This window comes from Enterococcus sp. DIV0436a (genome assembly GCF_051711605.1).
Taxonomy (GTDB): domain Bacteria; phylum Bacillota; class Bacilli; order Lactobacillales; family Enterococcaceae; genus Enterococcus_B; species Enterococcus_B faecium.
Window position 1 is genome coordinate 1,786,870 of record NZ_JBIONA010000001.1, and the last position, 11,558, is coordinate 1,798,427.

Here is an 11,558-nt window from a genome sequence, read left to right on the forward strand (position 1 = left end):
AAGGAGTTGATGAATAATGAATATTGCTGCCTCTCGAAAACTGATAAATTTCATATCCATTATCGGATTAGGCCTATCAATCGCGCTGACGATTTATTTTATTAATTTAGGTGTTTTCAAAGATTTGAATGCGTTAAGAGGATTAGTAGGTGATTCCATCATTTTAGGACCGATTATTTTTGTCTTCATCCAAATCCTGCAAGTAGTTATTCCAATCATTCCTGGAGGGATCAGTACTGCAGCTGGTGTCCTGATATTTGGCCCTTATGCTGGATTTATCTATAACTATATTGGAATCTGCATTGGTTCGATTATCATTTTTCTGCTAGGGCGTCGTTATGGAAAGCCATTCATACTTTCCATGATTAGCGATAAGACATATAACAAATATATTGGCTGGCTGGATAATCAAAACCGCTTTGAGAAGCTGTTTGCTCTAGCTATTTTTCTTCCAGTTGCTCCTGACGATGCGTTATGTTTGATGGCTGGATTGACAAACATGTCAGTGAAACGATATACACTAATCATTTTGATTGCTAAACCACTGTCGATTTTCTTATATAGTATGGCCTTGATTTATGGAGGCCAATATCTAAGTGGTCTTCTTGGATAATATTTATTTTGCAAAATTAGTCATTGATTGACAATGTTAAATCTGGGAAAGGGTCTGCAAAACACACTGCACCCTTTCCTTTTTCATTAGATTTGCGCTACAATGTGAAGAGCAGGTGATAGGATGAATTATTTAAAACGTAGCTTAGGTAACGCTTGGGACTTTTTAAAAGGAACACAAGCTTATTTCCGTGATGTCTTGCTGATGCATGGCTTTATTTTATTTATTTGTTTACCCTTATTGAGCAGTACGACCCGTTTTATTTTACACCGAGGGGCAATTGACTATTTGTCTTATGACAATATTCCTTCAATTTTTTCTCAACATCCTGGGGTTCTACTCTCGTTAATCGTAGTTTTGATGATGATTTTACTGTTAGTTTATTTCGAATTTACTTTTCTTTTGATGAGTGTCTTTTTTATTAAAAAGAAAGAACCAATCTCTTTGAAGCAACTCTTACACTTGACGATACTTCAGCTGAAGAAAGTGAGACCCATTACTTTTTTGTTTTTCCTTGCTTATTTTTTATTGATTCTACCGATCAGCGGATTAAGTTTTAATTCTGATCTACTGTCAAAAATAAAAATCCCCGCTTTCATTATGGATTTTATTTTTGCTAACCGTTGGATCATCGTCAGTTCCTTTTTACTCGTTTATATTTTCCTTGGCTATATTGGGATTCGACTGATTTTTGCTTTACCGGAAATGATTCTACGAGATCGTCCTTTTCGAGCAGCCATTCGGGAAAGCTGGTCATTGACCAAATCGCGTCTTTTGGCCATCACGGGCCAATTTATTGTGATTGGCGGTACGATTTTACTCCTTTCTTCTTTAGGATATATCGTTGTTATTTTGGCACAAAGTATGGTTGAACAATTTTTCCCAGACTATGCATTGATCAGCGCTGTGTTTGCTATGACGCTTTTACAAGGGATTTTATTATTCAATATCGTGATGTCTACCGTAGGGATTTTTTATATCATTGTTGATCTCATGGATGACGAAGGCTTCTTGCCTGAGATCCCTAAGTGGTTTATCCCACAAGCCCCCAACTTGCGTTTCTCTGCGCTGAAAAACACTGGTTTGACTCTTTTTGCAGTTTTTTTCGGTATTGGCGTCTGTCTTTACAATATGGATTATCTGACTTCAGCTGTTCAGACAAAACCAGTGACTGTCTCTCACAGAGGTGTGAGTACCCAAAATGGGGCGCAAAATACTTTAGAAGCACTTGAAAAAACAAGCAGAGACTATCATCCTGATTATGTAGAGATGGATGTTCAGGAAACAAAAGATGGTCATTTCGTAGTGATGCATGATGCAAATCTTCGTCACTTAACAGGGGTAAATGGAACACCACAGGATCTTACATTGAAAGAATTGACAAATCTTACAGTTACTGAAAACGGAGTGCAAGCCCCTGTTTGTTCTTTTGATTCTTATTTGGAAAAAGCACATAAGCTAAACCAAAAATTACTTATTGAGATCAAGACCTCTAAAAAAGATTCGGATGACCTTGTCGAACGATTTGTCCATAAATACCGCAAAGTTATCTTAGAGAACCATCATATTTTGCAAAGTTTGACGTACCAAACCGTTTCAGATTTAAAAGAAGCAGAACCAAACTTTTATGTGGGCTACATCTTACCTTTCAATATTGTTGGGCCCCCTGTGACGCCTGCTGATTTTCTGACAATGGAATATAGTACGATCAACCGTAACTTCATTAATTCTGCCCACCAAGACGGAAAAGAAGTATATGTATGGACAATCAACGATTCAGATGCCATGAGTCGCATGATGTTTTATGGTGTGGATGGTATCATAACCGATGAGATGGGACTACTAAATGAAAGTGTGAAACAAACAGATGAAGAAATCACTTATTCAGATAAACTGCTAAATTTTGTTTTGGGAGTCGGCTAATCAAAAATCGTTAATGAAAAAAGTCTTTATACAACAAAAAACGCATAACCTGCCACCGCAGGTATATGCGTTTTTTGTTTGACGCTCATAATGTGTGCTTAACTTTCTCTTGATTCCTTCATCGCACGAACAATAGCTAAAATAGCAGGAATTGCAGAGATCACTGCAAGAATAATTCCCATTTTCCCTGAACTTTTTCTTTTTGGCATATCTTCTCGCTCCCTTCTGTCTTTATTTATATTATAAGGGAGTTCTTGCGAATTCTCAAAAATACTGTTTAAGAAACCAATTCAGCAGGTGCGCTAATATCACAGAATTTTACGAGCATGCGATACTTGCTTTCATTGATAAGTTGATAGTCTCGTTGGTCATAACTTTCAACATACACGACAGCCGTGTTGATATATGTACGTTCAATACAGCCGATTAGTTCATGAGATACTCCGATCGGTTTGCATATATAAGATCTTCCTACTTCTGCTTTTACCATTTCATTCCCTCTTTTCTTTATTTTTATTTTGTTTTTCTTTATTTTATAATAACAAATTACCTTATATTTGAAAACGTTTTTATTCATTTTTTTATTTTTTATTTTGAGTATCTTTCTGCTTTTTAGATAACTATTTTTTAACACGATCTTAGACGTTGTGACAAAAACGTTTGTTTATATTCCTATGTTGTTCGTGCGTTTTTTTCTTTATATTGCTAAGTTATTTATAAAGAGGTGAGCATATGATTTATATTCAAGCAATAGTATTTGTAACCTTGATGATTGGGCTACTTATCGGATTAAAAGAAAATAGCTAAACCATTTAAGAAAAAATAAATAAGGAAAATGATAAATGCTTTTTAATTGCATCAAAAAACGTACGATGCTAAACTTGGTATAAGTTCGAAAGTTTAAAGGAAACTTTCAAGAACTAAATTACATTACAAAGGAGATGGATTTTATGACGTTTACAAAAACAAATATGCAATACCGCGTAGCTTTTGATACAACTTCTAACCGTTTTATGGCGATTGATGCACAAAACGAAAATAACGTTGCGTTTGGTATTACAATCGAACAAGCAGTCCGAGCATTAAACGAATCTAGATAAGGAGTGAACCATTCCAAATGGCGACTGATGAGATCTCGGAAAATCAATAAAAGACGTTTGTAACGGTAATCCGCGACAAACGTCTTTTTGTATTCATTACATATATTTGGAAATTGTCTCTCTTTATCTCTAGATCTAAACAAAAACACAAGTTCTAATATCAACCATCTCGTTTTTTATGACAATTTTGTTAGCTGTTTCGATGATAATATTCCGTTATTATCTGTATAATATTTAATATAATAAAAATAAAAAAGGAGATCTTTCATGAAAAAAATTTTAGGGTTGATCGTTATCATATTGATTGCTTTTATAGGATGGAAAGGTTGGGACTACTATCAGTCTACTTATGTAGGTAAAGATTATTATGCGGTAGTCAAAGCTCCAATGCCTGCAGAAACTGATATCAAAGCAGATAATGGGGAAGTAATTGGAAGAGGTTTTAAATACAACGTAGATGCTTATGCTGAAAACGGTGAAAAAAGACAGTTAGATTTCGATGTCATTACTTCTGGTGACTCTGCCAATGGTTCTGCTTACCCCGAAGGAACGATCTTGCAGTTGAAAGCAAGCGAAAAGCGGATCATAGAGAAAAAAGTAATTACCAGCGATAAGGTACCCTCATCTGTAAAAGAAAGATTAGGCCTATCTTAAGCTAAGAATATATCGTAAAAAAGCACTCGAAGTGAGTGCTTTTTTGTTGATTTTAGAAAACAAAAAATAGAATGGGTCTTCGAAGTCACTTTCCTGTTCTTCCAGTCCTTATTAGAAGATATCAAAGATTTTTTAGGTCATAAAGATATTTCTACTACACAAGTCTATGCCCATATTTCTCCCGAAGTGAAAAAAAGATCAATGAATCAACTAGAAAACTATATAGAAGAGCAAATAAAAAAGCACTCAAATTGAGTGCTTTTTTTAAGTTCGCTATCACTAAAACTATCACTAATTTTATTTAGAAGCGAACATGTTTCTATCACTGATTTTTTAAATTTAGCGAAAAATCCTTATCTTACAGGCGTTCGTTCAATTCTTTGGCAAGATCTTCAAAGCCTGGTTTGCCTAGAAGTGCGAACATGTTTTTCTTGTAAGCTTCTACACCTGGTTGGTCGAATGGGTTAATTCCATTCAAGTAACCTGAAATACCTACAGCAATTTCAAAGAAGTACATTGTATAACCCAATGTATAAGCATCCATTTCTGGAATTTTGACTAGCAAGTTAGGCACGTCACCGTCTGTATGAGCAAGCAATGTTCCTTCAAATGCTTTTGTATTTACGAAGTCCACTTCTTTTCCTTGCAAGTAGCCTAGACCGTCTAAATCTTCTGCTTGTTCAGGAATTGTGATTGATTTACGAGGTTTTTCAACCTTCACAACTGTTTCGAAAATATTGCGACGTCCTTCTTGGATGAATTGTCCTAAAGAGTGCAAATCAGTTGAAAAGTTTGCGCTTGAAGGATAGATGCCTTTTTGGTCTTTTCCTTCAGATTCACCATACAATTGTTTCCACCATTCTGAGAAGTATTGCATTCCTGGTTCATAGTTGATCAACAACTCAGTTACTTTGCCTTTACGGTAAAGAATGTTACGCATTGCTGCGTATTGGTAAGCTTCGTTTTCTTCTAGTTTGTCGCTTGAGTATGCTTTGCTTGCATCAGCGGCACCTTGCATCAATGCATCGATATCTGCACCACTAACAGCGATTGGTAACAAACCAACAGCAGTTAATACAGAGAAACGTCCGCCGATGTCATCAGGAATCACGAAAGTTTCCCAACCTTCTGCATCTGCTTCTACTTTAACTGCACCTTTTGCTTTATCTGTTGTAGCGTAGATACGTTTGTTTGCTTCTTCTTGTCCATATTTCTTAACAAGAAGCTCTTTGAATACACGGAACGCAATCGCTGGTTCAGTAGTTGTTCCAGATTTTGAAATAACGTTTACTGAAAAGTCGCGATCACCGATTACTTCGATCAAGTCAGCAATATATGTTGAGCTGATTGAATTTCCGGCAAAGAAGATTTGTGGTGCTTTTCTTGTGTTGCTATCTAATAAATTGAAGAATGTGTGATTCAAGAAGTCGATCGCTGCACGAGCGCCTAAATAAGAACCACCGATACCGATAACAACTAATACTTCAGAATCAGATTGGATTTTTTTAGCTGCTTCTTTGATGCGTGCAAATTCTTCTTTGTCATAGTTCGTTGGTAAATCGATCCAGCCGCGGAAGTCGCTTCCTGCGCCAGTACCTTCCCGTAATTCGTTGTGGGCTGCTGTTACTTGGCTTTGCATGTACCCTAACTCTTGTTCGTTGACAAACGGTGCTACTTTTGAATAGTCAAAATGAATGTGTGCCATTTGTTCTCCTCCTTATAGGTTTACTCTACAGGTAATACTTTACGTTTTTTTTTATTATTTTTCAAGCAAATAAACAAAATGCTGACAATATTTCCAAGAAAGTTTCATTTTTCAAACTAAACCTTCTGCTGCCATTGCTTTGGCAACTTTTTCAAATCCAGCAACATTTGCTCCAAGAAGCAGATTTTTTTCGTCGCCGTACTCGGCTGCTGTTTGGCGACACGTATGGTAAATCGTTTCCATGATTTGATCCAGCTGCTCATCCACTTGCTCTCTTTCCCAAGTCAATCGCTGGGCGTTCTGACTCATTTCTAAAGCAGATACTGCCACTCCTCCAGCATTAGCAGCTTTTCCTGGACAATACCACACGCCTGCTTCATGAAGAACAGAAACAGCTTTTACTGTACATGGCATATTAGCGCCTTCTGCTACGATTTTGATCCCATTTTCTACTAAGATTTCGGCCAAGCTTTCGTCTATTTCATTTTGAGTAGCACATGGCAAAGCGATATCCGCTTTTTCTTTCAATGTCCAAACAGATTCTCCAGCATGATAAATAGCAGAAGGACGTTGGTTTGCGTATTCCGTCAAACGTTGTCTATTGATTTCTTTGACTTCTTTCAATAGTTTCACATCTATTCCTTCTGGATCATAGATGTACCCGCTAGAATCTGAACATGTAACAACTTTCCCGCCTAGCTCTTGCACTTTTTCGATTGCATAAATGGCTACATTCCCGCTTCCGGAAACAAAAACTGTTTTTTGATTAAATGAATCTTTTTCTTCGTTCAATAGATGTTTGACATAATACACTAATCCATAACCAGTAGCTTCCGTACGTATCTTACTTCCCCAAAAATCCAAAGGTTTACCTGTCAACACACCAGTATCATATTTTTTCAATCGTTTATATTCGCCGAACAAATAGCCGATTTCTCTAGCTCCTACACCGATATCTCCCGCAGGAACATCAATCGATGGGCCGATATGTTTTGACAATTCCAGCATGAAACTTTGACAAAAACGCATGATCTCATTATCAGATTTTCCTTTAGGATCGAAGTCACTCCCGCCTTTTCCTCCACCGATTGGCAGACCGGTTAAACTATTCTTGAAAATCTGTTCGAAAGCCAAAAATTTCAAGATACTTAGATTGACACTAGGATGGAAGCGCAATCCACCTTTATAAGGGCCGATAGCTGAGTTGTATTGGATACGGTACCCTCTATTTACTCGCCAGTTTCCTTCATCATCTTGCCAAGGCACTCGAAATTGAATAATTCTTTCTGGTTCCGTTAAAAGTTCTAAGATATTCTTTTCGATATATTCGGGATGAGTGTCCAAAAAAGACATAACCGTGGGCATGAATTCATCGATTGCTTGTAAAAATTCTTCTTGCCCTTGATCCTTTTGATGTAGCTTTTCTTGAATTGCTTGAACATATTCTGTTGCGTTTGTCATCGTTCCACGCTCCTTTGCTTATCTTCCCTCATTTTAGCTCATTTTCTCTTTTGGCTCAAAACATTTTTTTCTGTTTTCTTTCTTCAGATATGCTACACTTTCCTTGAGGTGAGGGAATGGAAAAACTGTATGATGTGATCGTAGTCGGCGCTGGAACAAGCGGGATGATGGCAGCGATCAGTGCAGCTGAACAAGGCGCACACGTACTCTTGATCGAAAAAAACAAAAAAGCAGGAAAAAAACTACTGATGACAGGTGGTGGTCGGTGCAATGTTACGAACAATCGTCCTGTTGATGATTTGATTGCACATATTCCTGGAAATGGAAAGTTTTTATATAGTACGTTTGCGCAATGGAATAATTTCGATATCATGAACTTCTTTGAATCACAAGGCGTACATTTAAAAGAAGAGGATCATGGACGGATGTTTCCTGTAACAAATAAATCAAAAACGATTATCGAAGCATTGCTCAATCGTCTGAAAGAACTAGATGTGACGCTTCTATTCTCTACTCGAGTAGAGAAATTGATCCACAAAGAACATAAAATTTACGGTATACGCACGGAATTCGAAGAGTTCCATGCTCCTGCCGTTATCTTAACAACTGGTGGACGGACTTATCCATCTACTGGTTCTACTGGAGATGGGTACAAGATCGTGAAGCGAGTGGGTCACACGGTGACGCCTCTTTATGCGACAGAGTCCCCCTTGATATCGGATGAACCGTATATTCAGGAGAAAACACTTCAAGGGCTTTCTTTACAAGACATCACTTTACGCGTTTTAAATAAAAAAGGTCGTGTATTGACTGAACATACGATGGATTTACTTTTCACCCATTTCGGTATTTCTGGTCCGGCTGCACTGCGTTGTTCAAGTTTTGTCAATAAAGAATTAGAGAAAACGGGAGAACCAGTGACACTTTCTCTGGATTGTTTCCCTACACAAACCAAACAAGAGCTTATTCATTTATTGACAGAAAAAAGTAAAACCACCAAAAAGAACTTGGTAAATGCCTGGCACGGTTTATTACCTGAGCGATTGTTAGTTTTCTTTCTTGAGCGGCTTGAAATGGATCATCTGACAGGACAACAAGCCTCTCAAAAACAAATTCAAGATTTCGTTCAATTATGCAAAGAGTTTAAGCTATCAATCAACAAGACTTTTCCTATTGAGAAATCATTTGTAACTGGCGGAGGGGTTTCTCTAAAGGAAATTCATCCTAAAACGTTGGAGAGTAAAATCATTGATGGTCTGTATTTTGCGGGAGAATTACTGGATGTCAATGGTTATACTGGCGGCTTTAATATCACAGCGGCTTTCGCTACAGGGCATGTAGCAGGAATGAATGCTGGGCAAAGAGCATAATGTATAAAAAAGAAAGAAGAAGACTGGGCAAACAACATCCCGGCCTCCTTCTTTCTTTTATACGTATGATTTATTGTTTTATATCTGCAAATTGTCCGCTCGTTAATGCACAGATATCTTGAGGTGCTAACTCCATCTGTAGCCCTCTTCTGCCAGCCGAGACAATGATTTGTTCATAGCTTTCTGCAATTTGATCTAAATAAGTAGGAAATAGTTTTTTCATACCTATAGGCGAGCAGCCACCACGTATGTATCCGGTCGTTGCTTCCAAATCTTTTAAATGGAGCATTTCTACTTTTTTATTCCCTGAAACTTTTGCTAATTTTTTTAGATTCAATTCGGCTTCTCCCGGTATCACAGCAACAAGAGGCCCCGTCACATTGCCCAAAGCAACCAGTGTTTTAAATATACGAGATTGGCTTTCTGGAAGCTGTTCAGCGACCGATGACGCACTTAGGTGGTTTTCGTCCCATTCATATTCGTGTTCTGTATAGGGAATCTTTTTTTGTTCGACCATACGGATTGCATTCGTTTTTACTATTTTTTTCTTTGCCAAAAAATATCACCTCAAACTTGTTCTACAACGGTTCATTTAATAATTGAATAATTTGCTTCAATGCTTTGACCGGTAATTGTCCTGGAGCAGAAGTAGAATCGCTGCTTAAGGAACCAAATGTCATAACGGAACCCGTCGTTCCGCCAGCCAGACGAGAAATTTTACCAAGATTTCCCATGGACATCGTAATAATAGGCATGGAGACAAAAGCATTTGCCCGTCTAGTCAACTCCATCAACCGCAAAACATCTCGTTCATTATTAGGAGTTACTGCCAGTTTTCCGATATCGGCTCCAAAATGTTCCATAACATTCAATCGGTAAAGCAAGACAGGGTCTGCCGGTGTTTCTTTAAAATCATGACTACTGATAATTAAAGGAATGTTTAAAGACTTGATTTCCTCTATCAGTCTTTTTCCTAGACTTTCTACTTTGAACAACTCGATATCGACCATATCTACTAATCCTGTGTGTATCACATGTTCATAAAGGTCGCGATACTGACGGATCGATATGTCTTGTTCTCCGCCTTCAGCTAAGGTACGAAACGTAAATAATAACGGCAGTCCATCAAGCATCTCATGGATAAGAACCAATGTTTCTGCTACTTCATCAAAAGAAAAAACTTCACGATAATGATCGACTCGCCATTCGACTAAATCGGCCCCTGCTTCACGTGCAAGAACTGCTTCACGTAATACTTCCTCTCGGACGGCTCCGATAAGAGGCGCACAAATCTTTGGTCTACCGCTTCCTATATTCAATCCCTTTACCCGAACCATTCTGCATCGCTCCTTCTAATGGTTATTTTTAATTTGATAAACAAACACTTTCAGATAATTGCCTTCTAAAAAGGTATCCGTCGTCTGGAAATCTTTTGGCAGACGATATAAAGCAAGTTGTTCAAAAGAAACATTTTTGGCATGGAATTCCTCTTCAATCATTGTTTGGAATTGTTCTATCGAGACATTCGCAGCATTTGTAGACGCAATAAGTATCCCGTCTTCTGCTAAAATATCCAGACTATCCTTGACCAGTTCCCCATAATCTTTTGCTACGCGAAAGACTTTTTTCTTATTTCTGGCAAAACTTGGTGGATCCAATACAATCATGTCATATAAAAATTGTTTTCTTTTGGCGTATTTGAAATACTCGAATACGTCCATAACAATGATTTTTTGCTGATCGACATCCAAACCATTCACTTCAAACTGTTCCTGTGTTTTTTTTAAACTGCGTTTTGCTAGATCGACACTTGTTGTTTCGATTGCCCCTCCCATTGCGGCAGCAACAGAAAAGGCGCCGGTATAACTAAACATGTTCAAAACTGTTTTCCCAGAAGCGAAACCTTCTGCTAATGATCCCCGTACTTCTTTTTGGTCTAAAAAGATCCCAGTCATTAATCCTTCATTTAAATAAACGGCAAATTTTACTCCGTTTTCTTTTACGATCAAGGGTTCCGGTGCCTCTTTTCCGTAAATGAACTGGCTCTCAGGCAGATTTACTGATTCAAATCGAATTTTCTCATAGCCTCCTATGATTTCCGGGTAGATTTCACGAAAAGCTTGAATCAATAATTCACGATGTGCATATAACGTTTCGTTATACCAAGAAAAAACAGCATAACCTGCATAATAATCAACAATCAGACCGCCGATCCCGTCTCCTTCTCCATTGAATATACGAAAAGCGGTAGTAGAATCATCTGAAAAAAAGAAAGTTCTTTTTTCTTTTGACTTCACAAAAAGTTCTTCAAAAAAAGATTGATCAAATGGGATGTTCTGCTGGCTCAATACCCAACCGATTCCCTTATTCTGCTTTCCTAGATATCCTTTTGCGATAAATTGGTTTTGCGAATTAACTAATTCCACCCATTGCGTGGTTTCTTTTTGGGGATGAGCAAGGTCTTCTTTTTGGATCAGTGGATATCCTTTTTTCAATCGATTGCTTGCTCTTTTTTTTACTTGTACTTTCATTCCTTCACCTGCTTTAGCTTTCTCTTCCCAAGTATAACAAAAAACATAGGACTTGTCTTACTGCTCATTTTTTCATGAAGCTTAAAGAAAACCTTAATGAAACAGCATAAACTTCTGGTTTCAATTGACACTATATTGTCATACTAGTAAAATAAATGAGAATAAGTGAGCTGTGTAACATGGTTTCATGACACTTCTGTG

The 11,558-nt window shown here is 37.6% G+C and carries 11 protein-coding genes and 1 pseudogene; 6 read left to right on the forward strand and 6 right to left on the reverse strand.

Going from position 1 to position 11,558, the window contains the following annotated elements:
* The first annotated feature begins 16 nt into the window (after window positions 1-16).
* Together IGL15_RS08705 and IGL15_RS08710 are read left to right on the forward strand one after the other, a co-directional pair.
* Window positions 17-613 carry a TVP38/TMEM64 family protein gene (locus IGL15_RS08705; protein WP_002287776.1) on the forward strand — a complete coding sequence of 199 codons (597 nt, stop codon included), beginning with the start codon at window positions 17-19 and terminating at the stop codon, window positions 611-613.
* Between the two features lie 123 nt (window positions 614-736).
* Entirely contained in the window at window positions 737-2,536 is a 1,800-nt protein-coding gene (locus IGL15_RS08710) for a glycerophosphoryl diester phosphodiesterase membrane domain-containing protein (protein ID WP_104765346.1), read from the forward strand.
* Between the two features lie 277 nt (window positions 2,537-2,813).
* Here IGL15_RS08710 and IGL15_RS08715 read toward each other — a convergent pair whose 3' ends face one another.
* Window positions 2,814-3,026: a hypothetical protein gene (locus tag IGL15_RS08715; protein WP_002297633.1), complete on the reverse strand. Its 213-nt coding sequence runs from the start codon at window positions 3,024-3,026 to the stop codon at window positions 2,814-2,816.
* A 460-nt stretch (window positions 3,027-3,486) separates the two neighbouring features.
* On the opposite strand from IGL15_RS08715, the gene IGL15_RS08720 reads away from it, so the two are divergent.
* From IGL15_RS08720 to IGL15_RS08730, 3 genes and pseudogenes are all read left to right on the forward strand, one after another.
* Complete coding sequence (locus IGL15_RS08720; protein ID WP_002293931.1) at window positions 3,487-3,636, forward strand: hypothetical protein; 150 nt, start codon at window positions 3,487-3,489, stop codon at window positions 3,634-3,636.
* 267 nt (window positions 3,637-3,903) lie between these two features.
* A complete protein-coding gene (locus tag IGL15_RS08725) occupies window positions 3,904-4,290 on the forward strand; it encodes a YxeA family protein (RefSeq protein ID WP_104765345.1) in 387 nt (128 codons plus the stop codon).
* 111 nt (window positions 4,291-4,401) lie between these two features.
* Window positions 4,402-4,545: pseudogene (locus IGL15_RS08730) on the forward strand (integrase); the annotation flags it as partial.
* 103 nt (window positions 4,546-4,648) lie between these two features.
* On the opposite strand, the gene IGL15_RS08735 reads toward IGL15_RS08730, so the two are convergent.
* The gene (locus tag IGL15_RS08735) at window positions 4,649-5,995 is read right to left on the reverse strand and encodes a glucose-6-phosphate isomerase (RefSeq protein WP_002288574.1); all 1,347 of its coding nucleotides are present in this window, start codon (window positions 5,993-5,995) and stop codon (window positions 4,649-4,651) included.
* A 111-nt stretch (window positions 5,996-6,106) separates the two neighbouring features.
* Window positions 6,107-7,456, reverse strand: a complete 1,350-nt coding sequence (gene gdhA / locus IGL15_RS08740; RefSeq protein ID WP_002306402.1) for an NADP-specific glutamate dehydrogenase — start codon at window positions 7,454-7,456, stop codon at window positions 6,107-6,109.
* A gap of 116 nt (window positions 7,457-7,572) precedes the next feature.
* Between gdhA and IGL15_RS08745 the strand changes: the two genes are divergently transcribed.
* Entirely contained in the window at window positions 7,573-8,826 is a 1,254-nt protein-coding gene (locus IGL15_RS08745; protein WP_010727580.1) for an NAD(P)/FAD-dependent oxidoreductase, read from the forward strand.
* Between the two features lie 70 nt (window positions 8,827-8,896).
* Here IGL15_RS08745 and ybaK read toward each other — a convergent pair whose 3' ends face one another.
* The 3 genes from ybaK to IGL15_RS08760 are packed head-to-tail and all read right to left on the reverse strand — an operon-like array spanning window position 8,897 to window position 11,357.
* Complete coding sequence (gene ybaK / locus IGL15_RS08750; RefSeq protein WP_104765344.1) at window positions 8,897-9,382, reverse strand: Cys-tRNA(Pro) deacylase; 486 nt, start codon at window positions 9,380-9,382, stop codon at window positions 8,897-8,899.
* Between the two features lie 22 nt (window positions 9,383-9,404).
* Window positions 9,405-10,163 (reverse strand): type I 3-dehydroquinate dehydratase, encoded by a 759-nt coding sequence (gene aroD / locus IGL15_RS08755; RefSeq protein ID WP_002293935.1) that lies wholly within the window; start codon window positions 10,161-10,163, stop codon window positions 9,405-9,407.
* A gap of 15 nt (window positions 10,164-10,178) precedes the next feature.
* The gene (locus IGL15_RS08760) at window positions 10,179-11,357 is read right to left on the reverse strand and encodes a class I SAM-dependent rRNA methyltransferase (protein WP_104765343.1); all 1,179 of its coding nucleotides are present in this window, start codon (window positions 11,355-11,357) and stop codon (window positions 10,179-10,181) included.
* Window positions 11,358-11,558 lie beyond the last annotated feature (201 nt).

Bases quoted from the DNA above. Each gene is read 5' to 3' on its own strand.
- aroD (WP_002293935.1), bottom strand. From the start codon at position 10,163: ATGGTTCGGGTAAAGGGATTGAATATAGGAAGCGGTAGACCAAAGATT.
- IGL15_RS08710 (WP_104765346.1), top strand. From the start codon at position 737: ATGAATTATTTAAAACGTAGCTTAGGTAACGCTTGGGACTTTTTAAAA.
- IGL15_RS08725 (WP_104765345.1), top strand. From the start codon at position 3,904: ATGAAAAAAATTTTAGGGTTGATCGTTATCATATTGATTGCTTTTATA.
- IGL15_RS08720 (WP_002293931.1), top strand. From the start codon at position 3,487: ATGACGTTTACAAAAACAAATATGCAATACCGCGTAGCTTTTGATACA.
- IGL15_RS08735 (WP_002288574.1), bottom strand. From the start codon at position 5,995: ATGGCACACATTCATTTTGACTATTCAAAAGTAGCACCGTTTGTCAAC.
- IGL15_RS08745 (WP_010727580.1), top strand. From the start codon at position 7,573: ATGGAAAAACTGTATGATGTGATCGTAGTCGGCGCTGGAACAAGCGGG.
- IGL15_RS08705 (WP_002287776.1), top strand. From the start codon at position 17: ATGAATATTGCTGCCTCTCGAAAACTGATAAATTTCATATCCATTATC.
- IGL15_RS08715 (WP_002297633.1), bottom strand. From the start codon at position 3,026: ATGGTAAAAGCAGAAGTAGGAAGATCTTATATATGCAAACCGATCGGA.
- IGL15_RS08760 (WP_104765343.1), bottom strand. From the start codon at position 11,357: ATGAAAGTACAAGTAAAAAAAAGAGCAAGCAATCGATTGAAAAAAGGA.
- gdhA (WP_002306402.1), bottom strand. From the start codon at position 7,456: ATGACAAACGCAACAGAATATGTTCAAGCAATTCAAGAAAAGCTACAT.